23 protein-coding genes are annotated in these 20,050 nt (G+C 50.1%); 13 read left to right on the top strand and 10 right to left on the bottom strand.

The features are described 5' to 3' along the window. Window positions 1–66: 66 nt before the first annotated feature. The gene (locus AC2T0J_RS23095; RefSeq protein WP_489808053.1) at window positions 67–456 is read left to right on the top strand and encodes a hypothetical protein; all 390 of its coding nucleotides are present in this window, start codon (window positions 67–69) and stop codon (window positions 454–456) included. A 24-nt stretch (window positions 457–480) separates the two neighbouring features. On the opposite strand, the gene AC2T0J_RS23090 is transcribed toward AC2T0J_RS23095, so the two are convergent. Then, window positions 481–1,455 (bottom strand): calcium/sodium antiporter, encoded by a 975-nt coding sequence (locus AC2T0J_RS23090; protein WP_489808052.1) that lies wholly within the window; start codon window positions 1,453–1,455, stop codon window positions 481–483. A 245-nt stretch (window positions 1,456–1,700) separates the two neighbouring features. Here AC2T0J_RS23090 and AC2T0J_RS23085 point away from each other — a divergent pair, with 245 nt between their 5' ends. Together AC2T0J_RS23085 and AC2T0J_RS23080 are read left to right on the top strand one after the other, a co-directional pair. After that, the gene (locus AC2T0J_RS23085) at window positions 1,701–3,152 is read left to right on the top strand and encodes a RimK family ATP-grasp domain-containing protein (protein ID WP_489808051.1); all 1,452 of its coding nucleotides are present in this window, start codon (window positions 1,701–1,703) and stop codon (window positions 3,150–3,152) included. Continuing rightward, window positions 3,149–4,324, top strand: coding sequence for a GNAT family N-acetyltransferase/peptidase C39 family protein (locus tag AC2T0J_RS23080; protein WP_489808050.1), 1,176 nt, complete (start codon window positions 3,149–3,151; stop codon window positions 4,322–4,324). The genes AC2T0J_RS23085 and AC2T0J_RS23080 overlap by 4 nt, the downstream gene beginning before the upstream one ends. Here the strand turns inward: AC2T0J_RS23080 and AC2T0J_RS23075 are convergent. The 3 genes from AC2T0J_RS23075 to bioA all read right to left on the bottom strand — a co-directional run bounded on the left by AC2T0J_RS23075 (window position 4,292) and on the right by bioA (window position 6,552). Beyond that, entirely contained in the window at window positions 4,292–4,579 is a 288-nt protein-coding gene (locus AC2T0J_RS23075; RefSeq protein WP_489808049.1) for a hypothetical protein, read from the bottom strand. The genes AC2T0J_RS23080 and AC2T0J_RS23075 overlap by 33 nt on opposite strands. 157 nt (window positions 4,580–4,736) lie before the next feature. Then, window positions 4,737–5,252, bottom strand: coding sequence for a DUF2937 family protein (locus AC2T0J_RS23070; RefSeq protein WP_489808048.1), 516 nt, complete (start codon window positions 5,250–5,252; stop codon window positions 4,737–4,739). A 22-nt stretch (window positions 5,253–5,274) separates the two neighbouring features. Then, window positions 5,275–6,552 (bottom strand): adenosylmethionine--8-amino-7-oxononanoate transaminase, encoded by a 1,278-nt coding sequence (gene bioA / locus AC2T0J_RS23065; RefSeq protein ID WP_489810397.1) that lies wholly within the window; start codon window positions 6,550–6,552, stop codon window positions 5,275–5,277. 98 nt (window positions 6,553–6,650) lie between these two features. Here bioA and bioB point away from each other — a divergent pair, with 98 nt between their 5' ends. Genes bioB through bioD form a run of 4 tightly spaced genes read left to right on the top strand, consistent with a single transcriptional unit; the run spans window position 6,651 to window position 10,369 of the window. Then, window positions 6,651–7,745, top strand: coding sequence for a biotin synthase BioB (gene bioB / locus AC2T0J_RS23060; protein WP_489808047.1), 1,095 nt, complete (start codon window positions 6,651–6,653; stop codon window positions 7,743–7,745). After that, a complete protein-coding gene (locus tag AC2T0J_RS23055; protein ID WP_489808046.1) occupies window positions 7,745–8,920 on the top strand; it encodes an aminotransferase class I/II-fold pyridoxal phosphate-dependent enzyme in 1,176 nt (391 codons plus the stop codon). The genes bioB and AC2T0J_RS23055 overlap by 1 nt, the downstream gene beginning before the upstream one ends. Continuing rightward, a complete protein-coding gene (locus tag AC2T0J_RS23050) occupies window positions 8,907–9,707 on the top strand; it encodes a methyltransferase domain-containing protein (protein WP_489808045.1) in 801 nt (266 codons plus the stop codon). Before AC2T0J_RS23055 ends, AC2T0J_RS23050 begins: the two co-directional genes overlap by 14 nt. 59 nt (window positions 9,708–9,766) lie before the next feature. Next, window positions 9,767–10,369, top strand: a complete 603-nt coding sequence (gene bioD, locus AC2T0J_RS23045) for a dethiobiotin synthase (protein ID WP_489810396.1) — start codon at window positions 9,767–9,769, stop codon at window positions 10,367–10,369. Here the strand turns inward: bioD and pepE are convergent. Then, window positions 10,362–11,075, bottom strand: coding sequence for a dipeptidase PepE (pepE, locus tag AC2T0J_RS23040; protein ID WP_489808044.1), 714 nt, complete (start codon window positions 11,073–11,075; stop codon window positions 10,362–10,364). The two genes, bioD and pepE, sit on opposite strands and share 8 nt — an antisense overlap. 154 nt (window positions 11,076–11,229) lie before the next feature. On the opposite strand from pepE, the gene AC2T0J_RS23035 reads away from it, so the two are divergent. From AC2T0J_RS23035 to AC2T0J_RS23020, 4 genes are read left to right on the top strand one after another with little or no spacing between them, the layout of a single operon-like run. Next, window positions 11,230–11,694, top strand: a complete 465-nt coding sequence (locus AC2T0J_RS23035) for a low molecular weight protein-tyrosine-phosphatase (RefSeq protein ID WP_489808043.1) — start codon at window positions 11,230–11,232, stop codon at window positions 11,692–11,694. Further along, window positions 11,694–12,662, top strand: coding sequence for a FecCD family ABC transporter permease (locus AC2T0J_RS23030; RefSeq protein WP_489808042.1), 969 nt, complete (start codon window positions 11,694–11,696; stop codon window positions 12,660–12,662). Before AC2T0J_RS23035 ends, AC2T0J_RS23030 begins: the two co-directional genes overlap by 1 nt. Further along, window positions 12,659–13,423, top strand: a complete 765-nt coding sequence (locus AC2T0J_RS23025; RefSeq protein WP_489808041.1) for an ATP-binding cassette domain-containing protein — start codon at window positions 12,659–12,661, stop codon at window positions 13,421–13,423. The genes AC2T0J_RS23030 and AC2T0J_RS23025 overlap by 4 nt, the downstream gene beginning before the upstream one ends. Window positions 13,424–13,468: 45 nt before the next feature. After that, window positions 13,469–14,812, top strand: a complete 1,344-nt coding sequence (locus AC2T0J_RS23020) for a class II 3-deoxy-7-phosphoheptulonate synthase (protein ID WP_489808040.1) — start codon at window positions 13,469–13,471, stop codon at window positions 14,810–14,812. Between the two features lie 24 nt (window positions 14,813–14,836). Here AC2T0J_RS23020 and AC2T0J_RS23015 read toward each other — a convergent pair whose 3' ends face one another. Genes AC2T0J_RS23015 through AC2T0J_RS23005 form a run of 3 tightly spaced genes read right to left on the bottom strand, consistent with a single transcriptional unit; the run spans window position 14,837 to window position 17,182 of the window. After that, entirely contained in the window at window positions 14,837–15,166 is a 330-nt protein-coding gene (locus tag AC2T0J_RS23015; RefSeq protein ID WP_489808039.1) for a hypothetical protein, read from the bottom strand. Window positions 15,167–15,170: 4 nt separating this feature from the next. Next, window positions 15,171–15,398 carry a DUF3820 family protein gene (locus AC2T0J_RS23010; protein ID WP_489808038.1) on the bottom strand — a complete coding sequence of 76 codons (228 nt, stop codon included), beginning with the start codon at window positions 15,396–15,398 and terminating at the stop codon, window positions 15,171–15,173. A 2-nt stretch (window positions 15,399–15,400) separates the two neighbouring features. Then, the gene (locus AC2T0J_RS23005; protein ID WP_489808037.1) at window positions 15,401–17,182 is read right to left on the bottom strand and encodes an ABCB family ABC transporter ATP-binding protein/permease; all 1,782 of its coding nucleotides are present in this window, start codon (window positions 17,180–17,182) and stop codon (window positions 15,401–15,403) included. A 118-nt stretch (window positions 17,183–17,300) separates the two neighbouring features. Here AC2T0J_RS23005 and moaA point away from each other — a divergent pair, with 118 nt between their 5' ends. Together moaA and AC2T0J_RS22995 are read left to right on the top strand one after the other, a co-directional pair. Then, window positions 17,301–18,266 (top strand): GTP 3',8-cyclase MoaA, encoded by a 966-nt coding sequence (gene moaA / locus AC2T0J_RS23000; RefSeq protein WP_489810395.1) that lies wholly within the window; start codon window positions 17,301–17,303, stop codon window positions 18,264–18,266. A gap of 4 nt (window positions 18,267–18,270) precedes the next feature. Further along, window positions 18,271–18,819, top strand: a complete 549-nt coding sequence (locus tag AC2T0J_RS22995) for a GNAT family N-acetyltransferase (protein ID WP_489808036.1) — start codon at window positions 18,271–18,273, stop codon at window positions 18,817–18,819. A gap of 10 nt (window positions 18,820–18,829) precedes the next feature. Here the strand turns inward: AC2T0J_RS22995 and AC2T0J_RS22990 are convergent, their stop codons facing one another. Further along, the gene (locus AC2T0J_RS22990) at window positions 18,830–18,961 is read right to left on the bottom strand and encodes a hypothetical protein (protein WP_489808035.1); all 132 of its coding nucleotides are present in this window, start codon (window positions 18,959–18,961) and stop codon (window positions 18,830–18,832) included. Window positions 18,962–19,847: 886 nt separating this feature from the next. Next, a complete protein-coding gene (locus AC2T0J_RS22985; protein ID WP_489808034.1) occupies window positions 19,848–19,988 on the bottom strand; it encodes a hypothetical protein in 141 nt (46 codons plus the stop codon). Between the last annotated feature and the right edge of the window lie 62 nt (window positions 19,989–20,050).

Genomic DNA, 20,050 nt, shown 5'->3' with positions numbered 1-20,050 from the left:
GTCTCTTTAGCCAAACAGGCGCTAGTATACTCAATCGCTTTGCGGATACTAGCGATACCGATGCAAATGACAACGAAACAAGTACAAAAATTTGGTCAGGAACGCAGAAAGAAATCTCGTGAGCAGGATACTTATTACCGGGTGGTCGTCACCTTGAATTCCTTCGCCTGGTTATCGCTGGTAATTTGTCTGATTTTATTTCATTTTGCCCGCCCGGAGATGGTGTCAGGCGTTCAGCAATTTTGGGGAATTGAAGGGCGTACCAGTTGGTCTGCTGAATATATTGATGCCTTGGTAATGTTATTGCAGGCGTGTCTGGTGACCAGCTTAATAACGATGTTTCTGCGTTCTCGCCGCAACCGTCGTAAAAGCGATCGCTATGGCGTTAATTTATTTATCCTGGCTGGGATCAGCTCGCTTAGTCTGGTTACGCTCAATGCCGCAGCGCTGTCATAAGGCAGCGCTGCCCTCAATAGTGAACTAACCGCCGATAAAACTGCTATTAATCAAATACCATGTGTAGCCTGCATAGGCGGTTACAAACACGCCACCCTCCAGCCGGTTCAGGCGACCTGGCCCTTTAAGGCCAATACAGAAAATAAACAGTGCAACCGACGCCACCAGCATAAACAGAACGTCGCGATACAAGAAGTCAGAGCTCACTTCCATGGGGTGAATTACCCCGGCAATGCCTACTACCGCCAGGGTGTTAAACATGTTGGAGCCGATAACGTTACCCAGGGCCAGGTCGTGTTCGCCTTTCTTCACCGCAACCAATGATGAGGCAAGTTCCGGTAATGAAGTGCCAATGGCAATAATGGTTAAACCAATGACCACATCACTGACACCAAAGTAGGTAGCGACTTCCACCGCGCCCCACACTAACAATCGTGAGCTTGCTACCAGGATGATTAGCCCGATTACCAGCCACAGGGTTTCTTTTTTAAGATTGGTGTCGGCGAGGTTCAGTTCCTGGTTATATTCTTCGGCAAGGGCATCCTTGTCGCCGCGCATACCGGTCCAGATGCTCCAGGAGATCAACAGAATAAACAGGCCGAGCAGGGAAAAGGCATCGTCTTTTGATACCTTTAAATCGAGTACTTGCCAGGCTGCAAAGAAGGTCAGGCCAAGCATGATGGGCAGTTCTTTGCGAATAATTTGAGAGCGTACTGCTATGGGGCTGATAAGGGCCGTAATACCAAGAATAAGTGCGATGTTAGCGATGTTGGAGCCATAGGCGTTACCCAGTGCGATACCTGAACTTTGTTCCATCGCGGCAATAATCGACACGATGATCTCGGGCGCTGAGGTCCCAAACCCGATAATCAGCATACCAATAAGAATTGGCGACAAACCAAAGTGTTTGGCGACAACGGCAGCACCGCCCACAAACTTATCCGCACTCCACAATAATAAGGGTAACCCGACGAGAATAGCGACACTCGCTAACAACATATAATCTCCTTGAACAGCCTGTGCACCAACCAATGGTGCCGGGGTAGGCGCAGAATAGAGCATAACCCTTTCACATTGCAAATACATCAGTCGCAGCAGAAACAAAACAGGTCGTTACGATAAAAATAATCCGTTATTCGTGCGACTCGCTTCCAAGTACTATAGCGCAATAAATCAACGCTGGCAGCGAATTGGCAATAGGGCCGATTGTCTGTGAACGTTCGTGTAAGGACATTCAAATTTTCATGCATCACACTCTGATTGTGGCAAATCAACATATCGACCTGGACGTACCCTCATTAACCGTATTGAGTTTTGAGCAATATCTGTCGGATTATCCTAAATGGAACGAACCGAAAACCCGGGTCATCAACCTTTGTGACACAGAGCAATACCTGAGTAATGGGTATTATTGCTCATTGCTGGCAGAAGCCAGACAGCATCGCGTTATCCCCAGCGTTAATACCATTAACGATTTACGTTTGGTCAAAGCCGGTCAGGAAGGGCAGTCGCTGGTCATTAAACCCCAGGAAAAAGCGATTATCGAAAGCCTTGGTGGTGAATTTTTTGTGTGCTTTGGTAAAACTCAAGATAGTCGCCTGAAACGTATTGCAGCTTCTGCCTTTGGTCGCTACCCAAGCCCGCTGTTGAAACTGACGGTTCATCAGGAGCAGGCCACCGTTGCCTGCTTGTCGGTGGGTTTTAATGCTATTCCAGATTCGCTACAAAGCAGCTTTGTTGAGCGACTGAGTCAGTTTACTCAGCAGCAATGGCGCACATCGGCAAAAAGCAAACAATCCCGCTGGGACATGGCGATTCTGGTCGACCCGCAGGAATCAACGCCGCCCAGTGACAAAAAAGCCATAGCCCAGTTTGTTAAAGCGGCTGGCAAAGCGGGCTTCCATGCCGAAGTGGTAACCGCAGAGACCATTGGTGACGTGGCGCAGTACGATGCCCTGTTTATTCGGGAAACCACCGCGATTGACCATCAGACCTATCGGCTTGCCCGCGCCGCAGAGCGCGAAGGTGTGGTGGTGATGGATGATAGTCAGTCTATTCTGCGCTGCTGTAATAAGATTTTCCTGCAGGATGCCTTTAGTTATCACAAAGTGCCGGCACCGAAAAGTCAGTTTGTGACCGATGCTGATTTAACCACTTGTGAGGCCTTAATCGGTGCATTGCAATTGCCAATGATTTTAAAATTACCGGAGAGCTCCTTTTCTAAAGGCGTGTATAAAGTTGAAACGCTAGTCGCGTTGCAAGAGAAGCTCACCATGATGCTCGACGCTTCTGCGTTAGTGTTGGCTCAGGAATATATCTTTACTGAGTTTGACTGGCGCATTGGTATGCTCGGTGGTCGGCCAATTTATGCCTGCAAGTACTTTATGGCGCGTAATCACTGGCAAATTTATAACCATGCAGACGGTAAGTCCGATTCGGGTGACTTTGTTACCATGCCTACCTTTGAAGTGCCCAAGCAGGTGCTGAAAGCGGCAATTGCGGCGGCAGATGTAGCCGGCAAAGGGCTGTATGGCGTAGATATAAAGCAGCGCGGCAACAAGGTTTACGTGATCGAAGTTAACGATAACCCCAATATTGATGCTGGTATTGAAGACAAATATCTGGGCAACGAATTGTACCTGCTAATCATGCAGGAATTCGTCAGCCTCCTGGAACGCCGGGGGCGCGAGTCATGAACGCCGAACATTCACCGTGGTTGCTAAGGTTAGCGCAAAACAGCGATCTGGCTGCGCTACTGGTGCTGGAAAACGGCTGTTTCAGTGCTGACAGACTTAGCCGTCGCAGCTTCCGGCATTACCTGCATAGCAGCAATGCTGAGATGGTGGTGGCCGATGCCGAAGGCGAGCTGGTGGGGTATGGATTATTGTTAGTCCGGCGTGGCACTCTGCTGACCCGCTTATATTCGTTGGCCGTTGCGCCGCAAGCGCGAGGCCAGGGGATGGCAGAGGCCATGATTAGTTATCTGGAAAAACGCGCCAGTAAACGCGGTAAGCGGTATATGCGCCTTGAGGTGGCAGAGCATAATGCGTCTGCCATTCGGCTGTATACCCGTTTGGGGTTTGAGCCTTTTGCCATCACCCCGCATTACTATGAGGATGACGCAACCGCGATCCGTATGCAAAAAGCACTGCCTCTGGATACACCGGATATTCAGCACAGGTTATGTCCGTGGTATCAGCAATCCACAGCGTTTACCTGTGGACCGGCCAGTCTGATGATGGCCATGGCAATGATCGACCCGGCGGCACAGTTATCCCAGGCCGAAGAATTTGCTATCTGGCGTGAATCGAATACCGTTTATATGACCAGTGGTCCGGCCGGGACACACCCGCTGGGGTTGGCAATGTCGGCAATGGAGCGGGGATTTGACGTAAAGGTGTATCTGAGCCACGAAGGACCACTGTTTGTCGACGGCGTACGTAATGAGCATAAAAGGCAAACGCTGATTGCCGTGGAACAGCAATTTTTAATTGAAGCTGAGGCTCGCCAGGTACCGGTGTTTTACAGCAACTGGCTGGACGTCCTTGATCAGGAAGCGAATGCACCGCAAAGTGCACTGATGTGCCTGATCAGTACCTATCGGCTGGACCGCTCTAAAGCGCCGCACTGGGTAGTGATTACCGGCACGGATGAGCATTGTGTTTATATTCATGATCCGGATCCGGATACTGACACCGCCGTATCGCGGATCCTTGATTACCAGCATGTGCCCATTGCCCGCGAAGACTTCCAGCGCATGACCAGTTATGGCAAGCGCCGGGTGCAAGCCGCAATCGTGTTGCGGCAGCGACTTCACGAACTGAGCACGGGCGAATTAATGTGCGCTGATTTTGATCTGGCGGTTTAAGTTACGCATGGCGTCAACTAACTGCAGCAAATCATTTACCGTGCCTTTAAAAGCAGAGTGTTTGATGACCATTTCATTACCAGCGTGGCTTAACTGACCCTGATTAGCCGGGTCGAACATTTCAGTTTGCTCGGCTAACGCATCCCATTCTGCCTGGTATGACGCAGGAATGAGGTGGCGTTTGGCCATTAACTTGTCTCTAATTTGCAACAGCTGGCCGGTAATTAACGTTTGATTTTTGGGTGTATCTGTCATGGTTATTTTCCTCACTTCAATCGCATGGCCCATGAAAGTGGGGCGTTTCGCGATACTGGGTAAATATTAATCGATAAAATGTGAATAAAAGGTGTTTACCATGATGATCAGGTAGCAATTTTGATACCTGATTGTCGGGTCAGGTATCAAAAAAGGATTAGTGGCCGAAAATCTGGCGGTGTTTTTTACGCCGGTTGCGAAGTAGGGTAACTGGCAACCAAAGCAGCAGATACAGGCAAAGTGAGGTGATCAGTGCTGAGCCAATAGACTGTGGATTGAGTGGCAATGAGGGCTGGTAAAGAGTAAGCACCTGATTGAGTCGATGATACTGGGCTGGTTGCGCAAAGTACCAGGCCTGCTCAAAATAATTACTGGTGCGCAGAGTAAGTAAGGCTTGCTGAGCCTCTTGATGCGCCCGCATTACAGTTTGCTTATGCTGAGCATCGTCACGCACCAGCGGATCCCGGTTAGCCTTAAGGGCGGTAAGCATGTCGTTGATACTGATGTAGCCATAGGTATCGGCCAGTTGCTGGTAGTGGTCTACTTCGGTCTGTGTGGCATCGACATAGCCGTTGAGATACTGCAGATAGTGATCCGTAACGATGGGCACCTGTAACAGCAGGATCAGCAGCGCAGCAAACAATACCTTGTCGATTAATCGCATGATAATCATTTACCGCAGGCTCCTTAATGCTTTATCCGTAGGTGCTACTCAGACAATGGTATATCGCGTCACTTAACCGGCTGAGTTGTTCAGGTGTAATGACGTAAGGTGGCATTATATATACGAGTTTGCCAAACGGACGGATCCAGACGCCATGTTTTACAAATAAAGGCTGTAAACGTTTCATATCTACCGGGTGTTTGGTCTCCACCACGCCAATCGCGCCCAATACTCTGACATCCTGTACGCAGGCAAGTTCATTACAGCGCTCAAGCTCTTCTATTAACTGCTTTTCGATTCCTTGTACCTGGGCCTGCCAGTGGCCCTGATTAATCAGTGATAAGCTCGCGCTGGCAACCGCGCAGGCCAACGGGTTACCCATAAAAGTAGGACCATGCATGAATACGCCGGGACTGCCTTCACAAACACCGCGGGCCACATCCTCAGAACACAGGGTGGCCGCCAGCGTCATGTAGCCACCGGTGAGGGCTTTGCCTACACACATTATGTCCGGGCTAATCTCGGCATGATCGCAACCAAACAGTGTGCCGGTGCGGCCGAATCCGGTAGCAATTTCATCGCAAATCAGTAATACATCGTAGGTATCGCAAAGCTGACGACAACGGCGTAGATATTCGGGATGATAAAAGCGCATCCCGCCAGCGCCCTGCACAACTGGCTCGAGGATAAGTGCCGCCAGTTCTTCATGGTGTCGGGCAAACAGTTCTTCCAGCGGCAGAATGTCGTCTTCGCTAAACGCCTGACCGAAACGGGTTTGTGGGGCCGGGGCAAAAACATGTTTGGTAAGGGTATTGGCAAACAGGCTGTGCATGCCATTAACCGGATCGCACACTGACATCGCGGCGAAGGTATCGCCATGGTAACCATTGCGGGGCGCTATCAAACGTGCTTTTTCAGGCCTGCCCTGACACGCCCAGTATTGCACAGCCATTTTAATCGCCACTTCCACTGACACTGAACCAGAGTCGGCCAGAAATACCCGCTCAAGCCCTGCCGGTGCCATGCTGAGCAATTGTCGGCACAGGTTAATTGCTGGCTCGTGGGTCAGACCGCCAAACATGACGTGACTAAATTTGTCGATTTGCTGGTGCGCGGCGGCATTTAAATCGGGGTGGTTGTAGCCATGAATGGCGGCCCACCAACTGGACATGCCATCAATAAGAGTCTCTCCCGATGCCAGGGTAATTTCTGCGCCACTGGCACCACTGACCTCAAAACAGGGCAAGGGGTCGATAGCCGAGGTGTACGGGTGCCAGATATGTTGCTGGTCAAAGTCTTTGTTGTTTATATAGTGCACAATAGTAAAGCTTAAAAGGTTAATTTGGTTGACAAGTCTTTGCTGCCGCATAGACTAAGCGACCAGACAACAAGAGTAAAGGATAGGCGATGCTGGCATCACAACATAATAGCACTGAAGCGGTCGTTCGACATGACTGGAGCCGGGAAGAAGTGGAGGCATTGTACGCAATGCCATTCAACGATTTGTTATTCAAAGCCCAGGTGGTTCATCGTCAGCATTTTGACCCTAATCAGGTGCAGGTGAGTACTCTGTTATCCATCAAAACCGGCGCGTGCCCGGAAGATTGCAAATACTGCCCACAAAGCGCCCGTTATGATACCGGCCTTGAAAAAGAACGTTTGCTGGAAATCGAAAAGGTGATTGAACGCGCTAAAGAAGCCAAACAAACCGGCTCTACGCGTTTTTGTATGGGCGCTGCCTGGCGTAATCCCAAAGAGCGTGACATGCCTTACCTCACTCAAATGGTCGCTGAAGTGAAAGCAATGGGTCTGGAAACCTGCATGACGCTGGGTATGTTAACCCGCGACCAGGCAGTAGCGCTAAAGCAGGCCGGTCTGGATTACTACAATCATAATCTCGATACGTCGCCGGAGTTTTATGGCGATATCATTACCACCCGTACTTATCAGGATCGTCTGGATACCCTGCAAAATGTGCGGGATGCAGGTATGAACGTTTGCTCAGGTGGCATTGTCGGTATGGGGGAAACCCTTGCCGACCGTGCTTCGCTGCTTATTCAACTGGCCAATCTGCCGGAGCAGCCCCAGAGTGTACCGATTAATATGCTGGTAAAAGTCGATGGAACACCACTGGACAAACTGGAAGATATGGAGCCCTTTGATTTTATCCGAACTATCGCCGTCGCTCGTATAATGATGCCTCAGTCCCACGTTCGTTTGTCGGCTGGCCGCGAACAAATGAATGAGCAAATGCAGGCACTGTGTTTTATGGCCGGTGCCAATTCAATCTTTTACGGTTGTAAGCTGCTGACTACGTCTAACCCTGACACCCATGAGGATGTCATACTGTTTAAGAAGCTGGGCATTAATTCTGAGCGGACCAGGGAGTATTCTGACGAAGCGCACCAAATGGCGCTGGAAGAAGCAATTGAACAACATAATACCCCGCGGGCTGAACTGTTTTATGATGCCACGGAAAAAGGACAAACTGAGTCTGCATAATGGCTTTTGATTTTATCGACAAGCAGTTAAGTGAGCGCCAGCAACAAGGCTATTATCGCCAGCGAACGCCGATAGACTATGAACGCGATGGCGTCATCGCTGTCAATGGCGAGCATTATCTGAACTTTGGCAGCAATGACTATTTAGGGCTGCGCCACGATCAGGGGGTGTTACAAGCCTGGGTTGAGGGATTGGCACAATTTGGTGCGGGGAGTGGTGCCTCGCCATTGGTGACCGGTTATAGCGTGGCGCACCGAGAGTTGGAATTCATGCTGGCTGAAGCGCTGGGTTACGATGCGGTAATGTTGTTTAACTCCGGCTTTGCCGCCAATCAGGCCGTTTGTCAGACGTTGTTTGCCTCGTCCGGCGATATTATTGCAGATAAATTTATGCACGCCTCGTTTATTGAAGGCGCGCTGGCGAGTCAGGGCAACTTGCGCCGCTTCGCACATAATGATACCGCTCATCTGGACACCCTGCTGGCTAAGTCTGAAGCACCTAACCGCCTGATTGCCTCTGAAGGGGTGTTCAGCATGGATGGCGATAGTCCGGATCTGCTCGCGCTAATGAGAAGTGCGAAACAATCTGGCAGCTGGCTGATGCTGGATGATGCCCATGCTTTTGGCGTAACCGGCGATTCCGGACTGGGTTCAGTTGAAGCATACGGGCTGAAGCAAACTGATTGTCAGATTATCATGGGGACCTTCGGAAAGGCTGTGGGGACCGCCGGGGCTTTTGTAGCTGGCAGCCACAGCCTGATAGATTATCTGGTTAACTATGCGCGGCATTATATTTATTCAACGGCTTTTCCGCCGGCTCAGGCGGTAGCAACTATTTACGCGTTGAACTGTGTGACCACCGGCCCCCGGCGGGAACAACTGCACGACAATATTGCCTATTTCAAACAACGCGCCAGTCAGGAAGGTCTGACTTTGCTCGACTCAGATAGTGCAATTCAGCCGCTGCTCGTAGGCGAGCCGGAACTGGCCCGCCAGTATTCCAAAGCATTATCGGAAAGGGGGCTATGGGTGCCCGCCATGCGCCATCCCACAGTGCCGAAAGGGTCAGATCGTCTGCGCATTACACTCAGTGCAGTGCACAGTTCCCAGGACATCGATGCCCTTGTCGATGGACTTACACTGGCGCGTCAGGAGTTACAGCATGGCCCTGATTGATCCGCTGTCAGCCCCGCAACAGGCAACCGCAAAAGACGATGTCGCCAGGCGGTTCAGTGACGCTGCCAGTCAGTATGATGAAATTGCCAGTATTCAGGCTCAGATAGCCGCAGCAGCGTTGGCTCGCGTACCTTCACATGCGTTGAGTAATGCGTTGGATATTGGCTGTGGTACCGGCTGTCACACTCACCGCTTAAGCCGGATGGCCACTGCTACAACCGGGCTGGATTTGGCCGCAGGTATGATAGAGCAGGCTCAGCGCAATTATCCCGCTATCCGGTTTGTTCAAGGTGATGCCGAGCAATTGCCCTGGCAAAGCGCATCTTTTGATCTGGTTTTTTCCTCCATGGCGTTACAGTGGTGCCGTCGTCCGCAAGCCGCTGTCGATGAAATATCCCGGGTTCTGAACCGTGGCGGCCGCGCTGAACTGGCTATAATGGTGGATGGTTCCTTTGTTGAATTACGCAGGGCAAGCCGCGCAGCCGGGGTCTCGTTGCATGTGAATGACCTGTTCACAGCCAACGACTGGCTTGATTCAGTAAGCCTCTCTGGTCTGTGCTGTCAGAACCAATTGCTGATGGATTATGCTGATGAATTTGCCGGAATATTTGCGCTACTGCGCTCAATCAAAGGCGTTGGTGCCGGCAGTAGCGCCCGGAGTTCTCAGCGTCAGGGCCTGACCCGCAAAGCTTTAACCCAACTTGAAGGAGCGATGCCGCGCAACGAGCAGGGGATGTTAACTAATACCTATACCGTATTGCACCTGACACTGGAGAAACCAATGTGACTCAGGCTTTTTTTGTTACCGGAACTGATACCGAAGTAGGCAAGACCTACGTTAGCACAATGCTATTAAAAGCCGCGGTAATGGCCGGAAAGCGTGCCATAGGATACAAACCTGTGGCGGCTGGTTGTAACTGGCTGAACGGACAGTGGCAAAACGAAGATGCCCTGGCCTTACAGCAGGCATCGAACGTTGCGCTAACCCTTAACGAAGTGAACCCTGTAGCACTTGAGCCGGCAATCGCACCGCATATTGCTGCAGCGCTTACTGAAATGCCAATCAGCGAAGCGGTGATTGAAACGGGGTTTCATTACCTGCTGAATAAACAAGCCGATATACTGTTAATGGAAGGGGCCGGAGGCTGGCGTTTACCCTTGGGCAATGGGCGTTTCTTAAGTGATGTGGTGAAGGTACTACAGCTCGATGTCATTATCGTGGTGGGTATGCGACTTGGCTGTCTTAATCACGCTTTGCTGACCGCTGAAGTCGTTAAGGCTGATGGCCTTAATATTAAAGGCTGGATAGCCAATACACTGACGCCTGATATGCCTTATTTCAATGAAAATCTGGCGACGCTTGCGCAACTAATGCCGGCGCCGCTATTGGCTACTATCCCTTATGATTCAGTGCCGGATTTTGCTGCACTGAGCGAGCTTTTCAACTGATATAGTTGGTTAAGTCCTGTCCCGGCGCGATGGGGGTTTTATCATCGCCGCTAAAACAAAATCCTTCCAGTTCACCCAGTAAAGTCAGTCGACCTTTGGTGTAGTGCAGTGCAGTTCCTTCCCGGATAGCCAACACCGGTGTTTCAGGATTAAGCCGCGTGAATTCAAACAAGCGGTCATCACGGGTTTCGCCATTGTGCCCCGGCGGCTGGTAATCGGTGTAGTGAGGGTTTAGCTGACAGCTTAAAAAGTTCAGCGCTGCAAACGATGGGGGTTCAATGATTGGCATATCATTGGTGGTGCGAATGCTGTTGCCACAGATATTGCTGCCAGCACTCCAGCCTATGTAGGGCATCCCCTGGCTAACCCTGCGCTGCAGGGGATCAAGCAACGATTTTTTATACAATTCGTTGAGTAGGTTGAAGGTATTGCCGCCACCTACCAGTACCGCTTTAGCCGAGGAGATGGCTTGCTGAGGATCGTCGCAGGTGTGAATCCCGGTAATAGTAAGTTCCTCAAGTGCCTGGCTTACCTTGTCTGTATAATCATCCCAGCCCAACGTGACGCCGGCATATGGGATGAACAGGACATCTTTTTCTTCTCCCAGGTGTTGAAATATCATATCGCGGGCGTGTTCCAAATATGCTTCATCTCCCATGCGCGAACTGGAGAGCATTAGCACATGTGCATTAATATCTGTCGGCATTTATCTGTCTCTTTGTTTTTTTCGTGGGTTTTAGCATAGTGTTCAACGCTAATGATAAGTACAATACCACGCTCGAACCGGTGGGGTAAGTCGCATTGCCAGCAGTCCGGTTAAATTGCAGGCTAAGATTACTGACGTAAAGATAGGAATTACCATGACATCACCCAAAGCTGTTTTATTTGTCTGTCTTGGCAATATTTGCCGCTCGCCGACGGCCGAAGCGGTATTCCGCCATAAAGCTGATGAAGCTGGACTTAAACTGACCATAGATTCAGCCGGTACTCATGGTTACCACATTGGTAGCCAGCCTGATAAACGTTCGCAAGCCGCCGGACAGGAGCGAGGCTATAGTTTTAAAGGGCTGAAGTGTCGTCGGGTGAGCGACTCCGATTTTGAAACCTTCGACCTGATCCTGGCTATGGACCAGAGCAATCTTGAAAACCTGCGCGAAATGAGCGATCCGCAACATCATCATAAAATTCGCCTGATGCTGGATTTTGCCGGATATGAGAATGAAGAAGTACCGGACCCGTATTACGGTGGCAAAAAAGGCTTTGAGCTGGTGCTTGGTTTAATTGAGGAAGCTTCAGACGGGTTGATTAAGGCGCTCAGAAATTAATGTCGGCCCCCGCCTCCAAATGGACTGTTGGTGCACTGGGAATCGTATTGCTGTTGTGCTTTTCGGCACTGCTCGCCAGTGTCTGGTGGCAGGCTGATACGACCGCCGAGACGCGCTGGTACATTCTGCTAAATTTACAGCTACCTCTGGCAATTACTGCAACTGTAGTAGGCGCCGCATTATGCGTTAGTGGCGCGGCCTTGCAGGTGGTGTTACGTAATCCATTGGCCGATCCGGGGATTATTGGTATCGCCAGTGGCGCAAGCCTGATGGCGGCATTAGTGTTGATCCTGATGCCAGAGTGGATGGTCAGTACCCTGCATTACAGCATGCCTTTAGCCTGCTTTGCCGGTGCGTTGGTGTCGACCGGTATTATTTATCGTCTGTCGGCTCGTCTGCGAGGGCTCAACACCTCGGTTATTCTGGCTGGTATTGCTATTACTACGTTAACCAGTGCAGTAATGGGCTGGCTCTATTTGTTTGCTGATGCGCAGTCGATGCGTAATCTTACGTTCTGGGTAATGGGCAGTCTGCATCAGGCTGATGGTTGGATCCTGTTGTGGAGCGCACCGCTGATAGTGGGGAGTTGCTTGCTGATAATCTCTAAGGGGAAAACCCTGAATTATCTCTACAACGGCGAATTGACAGCGCGCAGTGCTGGTATCGACCCTGCTCATGAAAGCAAAGTCGTCCTTATAGCCTGTGCCCTGGCTGTCGGCGCCGCTGTTGCCATTGCCGGTTCCATTGCTTTCTTAGGCCTACTGGTGCCCCACTATGTCAGACTGCTCATAGGGTTTGATAACCGGGTGGTGTTACCGGCCAGTGCATTGTGTGGCGGGATCATGTTATTGCTGGTGGCATTGTTCTCAGATTTGCTGCCTTATGCTACCTTGCCAGTATCGATGGTTACGGCCTCACTTGGTGGCCCGTTGCTGCTTTACGCCTTACTTAAAGGGCAGTTCAGGTGAGTCAGCCCATTACACTTCACAACGTGGGCCTGGCCCAGCGGCTGAATAATATTTCGGTTGCTATCAAGCAGCCCGGTATCACCTGTTTGCTGGGAGCAAATGGCGCCGGTAAAACATCGTTGCTGCTGGTGCTGGCCGGGTTGGTTGCACCAGATCAAGGACAGGTTTACTGGGGGCAAACTGATATTTTTGCAGCGCCATTGGCGGTATTATCGGTAAATCGCTGCTTTGTGGCTCAGCAACATAGCATTCAGTTTGAGCTTACCGGGCGCGAATGTCTGCAATTTTTAAGTCCGGTAGAAACGAATGACATTCCTGGTGAACTGATCCGTAAACTAGACATTGCTGATTTGCTGGATAAACCGGTTAGCCACATGTCAGGTGGTGAGTTACAACGTATCATGATCAGCCGCGCGCTGTTACAGGTGTGGCCAGCTATTAAATCCGGTAATGCTATTATAGTACTGGACGAGCCACTTCAAGGGGTGGATATTCGTCATCAGACAGTATTGATGCAGTGGCTCAGTGCTCTGGCCGGGGTAGGCAACCAAATAATTATGAGTTGTCATGATATCAATATTGCTAACACCTTTGCCGATACGGTATTGTTAGCGAAGGCAGGGCAAATGCTTGCATACGGACCTACCAGAGATGTACTCAACCTGTCTAACCTGTGGTTAACCTTTGATTGTCAGTTTGAATGCCTGTTTAAGGATGAACAGCGGCATTTTATTCCCGTACGACAAGTAACTGGCTTTTAAAAGATTAGTCGTTTTCTGTAATTTCCCATTTGAAAGAGGTGCTAAGTGAATAACTGGCAACCAGATAGCTGGCGTGCAAAGCCGATTTTGCAACAGCCAGAGTACGAGGATAAAGCCGAACTGGCGAAGGTCGAGCAGACCCTGAGTTCGTATCCTCCTTTAGTGTTTGCCGCTGAAGCCCGCGAGCTGCGACGTCAGCTTGGTCAGGTCTGCGAAGGTAAAGGTTTCTTACTCCAGGGCGGTGACTGTGCGGAATCGTTTAGTGAGTTTAATGCACCAAAGATCCGCGATACCTTTAAAGTACTGTTGCAAATGGCTATCGTGCTGACATTTGCCGGTCGTTGTCCGGTGACCAAAGTGGCACGTATGGCTGGTCAGTATGCCAAACCACGTTCATCGGATTTCGAAACCATCAATGGTGTTACCTTGCCCAGTTACCGTGGCGACATCATTAACAGCTTTGAGTTTACCGAAGTAGCGCGTCGCCCTGAACCACAGCGCCTGGTTGAAGCTTATCACCGCAGTTCCGCCACGTTAAATCTGTTGCGTGCTTTTGCTCAGGGCGGACTGGCCGACTTGCATGAAGTAAACCGTTGGAATATGGCGTTTCTGGAAAACAATCCGCAAAAAGATAAATATCTGGACATATCCCGTCGCATTCAGGATACCTTGGAGTTTATGGATGTTATTGGTATCAACTCATCTAATACGCCATCGTTACATGAAACCTCGCTGTTTACTTCACATGAAGCGTTGTTACTCAATTACGAACAGGCCCTCACGCGTATCGATACGCTAACCGGCAAACCCTATGATTGTTCAGCACATATGGTGTGGATAGGTGAGCGCACACGTCAGCTCGACCATGCGCACATTGAGTTTTTCCGCGGTATCAACAACCCTGTTGGGGTTAAAGTCGGCCCGTCGATGGAAGCAGACGAGCTCATCCGCCTGATTGATGCGCTTAACCCGAATAATGACCCGGGCAGGCTAACTCTGATCACCCGGATGGGGGCTGACAAGCTGGAAGCGAATTTACCGCGTCTGTTACGCCGGGTGAAAGCCGAAGGGCGCAATGTGGTGTGGAGCTCCGATCCTATGCACGGGAATACTTTCTCGGCCTCCAGTGGCTATAAAACCCGTAATTTTGATGCCATCCTGAGCGAGATTAAGCAGTTCTTCCAGGCCCATGAAGCTGAAGGCACTTATGCGGGCGGTATCCATTTGGAAATGACTGGCCAGCATGTCACCGAATGTACCGGTGGTGCTTACCAGATCAGTGATGAAGATCTTAAAGAAGCCTATAAAACACAGTGCGATCCGCGCTTAAATGCGGATCAGGTATTGGAAATGGCGTTTCTGGTAGCGGACCACTTACGCAGTAAGTAATCTGTAGCCTGCAAGCTTATGGTGTTAATAGAGCGCAGCGAGGCAATCGCTGCGCTCTTTTTCGTTCAGGACACCGGTAAAGATGGTTTTGCGGCGCAGTGCTGTGGTGGTTTTATCGGTGGCGGTCATCGCTTTGACAAACGCCTCGGGTGTGTTGGCCTGGGCGAGAATAGCCTGCCAGTTGAGATAAGCGCCATAGCTCAGTAACTCTTGTTCATAGCGTTGTTGCAGTGTAGCGGTTGCCTGGTTTAACAAGGTCGGTTCAGCCAGCACCTTAAGGGCGATACAGCCATGCAAGCACAAGCTGCGTTTGTCAGCTTCCTGTTGCTGGTACTTCTTTTGATGATAAACCATCGCGTTAGTCGTCGATTAATGGGGCCAGCATACCTTCCATTCCGTTAAGTTTTATCTCGTACATTAAGGCCAACTGCTCGCCCAGTTTGCCCGCCGGGAAGCCTTGTTTGGCAAACCATACCAGGTAAGGTTCCGGTAACTGGATAAGTTTACGTCCGGCATATTTGCCGAACGGCATGGTTTGATTTATCGCTTGTTTGAGGGCGGCCGCATCCGGCATAGCGTTTGTCATGGTTAATTTGCCTGCTTTTGCTGTGCCTGCCAGAGGCCGGCATAAACACTTTGTTGGCTCAGGAGTGTGTCATGATCACCCTGTTCGATGAGCTGGCCCTGGCTCATCACAAGAATGTTATCGGCATCCACAATCGTTGACAAACGGTGGGCAATCACCAGACTCGTGTGGCCCTTAGCCACTTCGCGCAGGGCTCGCAATATGGCTTGCTCAGACTGGCTATCCAGCGACGAGGTGGCTTCGTCAAAAACCATAATCGCCGGACGTTTCAGTATGGCCCGGGCAATAGCAACCCGTTGCTTCTCTCCCCCTGACAGCTTCAGTCCGCGTTCACCCACTTTTGTTTGGGCGCCCTCAGGTAATTGGCTGATAAATTGATCAAGATGGGCCAGACTAATGGCTTCATTTACGTCATCCTCAGTGGCATCGGGGCGACCATAACGGATATTTTCGAAAATAGTATCGTTAAATAACACCGTATCCTGGGGCACGATGCCGATATGCTGACGCAGGCTGTGCTGAGTGACCTTGGCAATATTCTGGCCGTCGATCGTAATCATGCCGGATGTGGGGTCATAGAAACGAAACAGTAATTTCACCAGTGTGGATTTTCCAGCACCACTTTCGCCCACTACAGCAACCTTGCTGCCCGGTTCAACCGTAAAGCTAACGTTGCGGAGGATAGGGCGGTCGTCATGATAAGCAAAACTAACCTGCTGAAACTCAATACGCCCTTCACGGCTAACCAGTGTTTTAGCGTCCTGGCTATCGTCAACCTGTGGTGCTCTGTCGAGCAGATTAAATAGATTTTCAATGTTGGCCAGCGAGCCACGAATTTCGCGGTAGACAAAACCCAGAAAATTAAGTGGCATAAAAATTTGCATGGTGAAGGCGTTGACTAACACAAAATCCCCAATGGTCATTTTACCTTCGCTGACTTCCATGGCTGCCAGCAATAACATGCTGGTCATGGCGGTGGCGATAATGAAAGCCTGGCCACCATTCAGAGCAAACAACGACAGGCGGTTTTTACGACGAGCAGTTTCCCATTGCGCGAGGTTGCTGTCGTACAGGTTGGCTTCGTATTGCTCATTATTAAAATATTTAACGGTTTCGTAATTCAGCAGGCTATCGATGGCGCGGGTGTTAGTGCTGGAATCAGCCTGATTAACCTGACGGACGTACTCGGTGCGCCAGTCGGTAGCTTTCATTGAAAACCATACATAGGCAATTACCGAACAAAGGATAATCAGCGCAAATGACACGCCATACTGGGTAAGTAAAACCCCCACGACAAGCGCTATTTCCAGCAGGGTAGGACCGATGTTAAATACCATAAACCGCATCAGGAAACTAATGCCGCTGGTACCCCGTTCAATATCTCGCGACAGGCCGCCGGTTTGCCTGGACAGATGAAAACCCAGGTCCAGTCGGTGCAGGTGCTCAAAAACCTGCAAGCCTAGTCGGCGCATGGCCCGCTCAGTAACACGGCCAAATAGGGTATCACGTACTTCACCTAATAATACATTAAACAGTCGTAATACACCGTAAGCAAACACCAGTGACAGCGGTACCGCAAGGGCGGTGACGGTGTCATCATTGAGGCTGTCTACAGTATGTTTGAGAATAAAGGGCAGGCCAATGCTGGCCAGTTTAGCCGCTACCAGACACAACAGCGCCAGAATAACGCGCTGCTTAAATTCCAGCAGGTAAGGCCATAACTGCCGAAACACCTGCCATTGCATGGGCGTATTGGGATCAACCGGTTGTCGATGTGGGCGCATGTATCCTCTTTTATACCCTTAAAATATCAATGGTTATGTTACGGCCTGACATAAGGTAGAATAACCCACAGCACAAAGTGCAATGTTATTTGTTGATATTAACCTTAAAGGCATGAATTTGTTACAAGACTCGTTTGGCCGCCGTTTTTATTATCTGCGCTTGTCTATTACTGATGTATGCAACTTTCGTTGCCAGTATTGCCTGCCTGATGGTTATCAGGGACAGGCCCAGCAGTTTCTGAGCCTAAATGAAATTGATACTCTGGTAAATGCTTTTGCGCAAATGGGCACCTCGAAAATTCGCATCACCGGTGGAGAACCTACCCTCAGGCGGGATATTGTTGATGTTATTGCCAGCTGTGCTCAGAGTAATGGCATCAGTAAAGTGGCCATGACCACCCACGCCGGCAAGCTCGCCGCGCTGGCGAAGCCGTTGGCTGAAGCTGGTCTTAAACAGGTAAATATTAGTCTCGATAGTCTTGAGCCGGCTCAATTTGCGCTTTTGAGTGGACAGGATAAACTCAACGCGGTACTGGATGGCGTGGAATCAGCATTGGTAGAAGGCATGAATGTAAAAGTTAATGCCGTATTGCTGCGCCCGTGGGCTGATTCGCAGTTACGCGACTTCACAGCCTGGTTAAAAGACATGCCGGTAACGGTGCGCTTTATTGAACTGATGGAAACCGGCCAGCATAAGGCCTTTTTTAAGTCACATCATGTCAGTGCCGAGCCGCATCTTGCTGCGCTTAAAGAGCGGGGCTGGCAGCCTCTCCCTCGTGGTAACGATGCAGGCCCGGCCATAGAACTGGCGCATCCTGATTATGTAGGTCGCATCGGATTTATCATGCCTTATAGCAGCGACTTTTGTAACAGTTGTAACCGTCTGCGTATAACGGCGCTGGGTAAACTGCATCTATGCTTATTCAGTGAGCAGGGGCTCGATTTACGCGAGTCATTACAATCGGGTAATATACAGGCGGTGAAAGACTTTGTGACTGCCAGTCTGGCCGATAAAAGAGTGTCTCATTACCTGCAGGATGGTATCACCGGGATCACTAAAAATCTGTCCATGCTGGGAGGGTAATTACATGCTTACTGTAAACCCTTCCGAGCGTTTAACCTATCGCCGTATTACCGCGCAAGACCGTGATTTCCTGTTTGAAATTGATCAGGATGAAGAGGTTATGCGCTACTTGACCGGAGGCCGGAAAACCTCGCGTAAGGACGTGGACGAGGTGTTCATTCCGCGTATCGAGTCTTTCAATAATGAAGAGAAAGGCTGGGGATTATGGCAGGTCCGTTTAAAGACCGGTAGTCGCGAAGCGATTGGCTGGATACTGGTTCGTCCGTTAGGCTTTTTTACCGGCAACCCGCAGCCGGATAACCTCGAACTAGGCTGGCGCTTCTGTCGTCGTAGCTGGGGCAAAGGGTATGCAACGGAAGCAGCCAAAGCGGTAGTTAAAGCGCTCAGGCTGGCCGGGTGCCCACAGTTTTCAGCTATAGCCCTGGCGGATAACCACAGCTCCATCAATATAATGCACAAACTTGGTATGCAGTATCAGCGCACAGAGCGTTATACTGATGCCATTTTTGACAATGACGTAGTGGTGTATAGTACCAGCCCGGTTAAGGGGTAACGGCTGCCATCTACTGGTTGTTTTCCGGTTGGTTAGCTACCCTCTGATGATGCCAGAAATAGTGGTCTTTGCCTTGCCGCTTGACCTCGTATAAGGCATCGTCTGCTTCTTTCATCGCCATATCAAAAAACGTTGTGGCCAATTGTGTACTGCGGCAAACAAGAGTCGCACCGACGCTGGTGCTTATGTCTAACTGCCCTTTGTCCGTTTCGATGCTAATAGCCCTGATGCTGGCCAAAATGTCATCGAGAATGTGACTGCATTGCTGCTATTCGTCTGAGTCCAGATACAAGCTAAACTCTTGTCCGCCCAAACGAGCAACCATGTCCGAACCCCTGACAGAATGCTCCAGATATTTCTGCGCTGCGTTATTCAGCCGCAGGCCTTGTACGGCTATCAACAGTTCCTCTTCAAATATACTGCGGGAAACCAGTTTGTACCAAACGGGTGAATGGCCTTTATTTAGCACTCAGAAATCACATTCATAGAACGAAGCGCCTTGCTGTGGTGGTTGCACATAGCAAACATGAATCCGTCGAGATCTTCAGGATAGATAAAGCTTTCCAATTGAAAAAGTGAGACATCTTCAGGGAGTTCAACGTGTAGTAATTTAGTAAAATTCTGCGACAGATAATGAAGTGGTAACACTGGGTTGTGCCTGCCAGCGGATCAGTGCAGCCGGGGGTAGTTTAGCAACTGGTGTTCGTTTTCTGTTCGCAGATTAGCGTAGATTAACTCTATGCATTGGACCAGATACTGGCTGAATTTGGCGAGCAGCTCAATATCCTGGGGCGTTAATACCCGGGGCCGGGTGTCACAGAACCGACGGTGATATCCTGGAGCTGAAAGGGCACGCCAGCATAAAAGCGAATGAATGGCTCACCGGTAAAACAGAATTTATCTCGGGAACGTTCATCATGCAGCGTATCTTCGATATAAATAATATCGCCTGTCTCTTTTACCAGCTTACAAATTGAATCCCCCCCACAGGCATTTCCTGTGCTTCAATACCAAAATTTAGCTTTAAACTACAGAGTGTCGCTTTCTACCACGGCCAAAAAGGCTATGGGTATCTCCAACATCCCCGGTATGGACTGAATACACTGATCCAATATGCCACCATATTCATCGTCGTGAGGCGATACCTCTCGATTAGAGCTTTTTTGCATGTGAGCGTTATTTCGTTCAGAGTCATACTAAATAAATATTTACTATTTAATGAACAGTCTCT

This window comes from Alteromonas sp. ISO5 (assembly GCF_058105165.1).
Note: the sequence above shows the minus strand (reverse complement) of the source record. Positions and strands in the feature narration are given on the sequence as shown.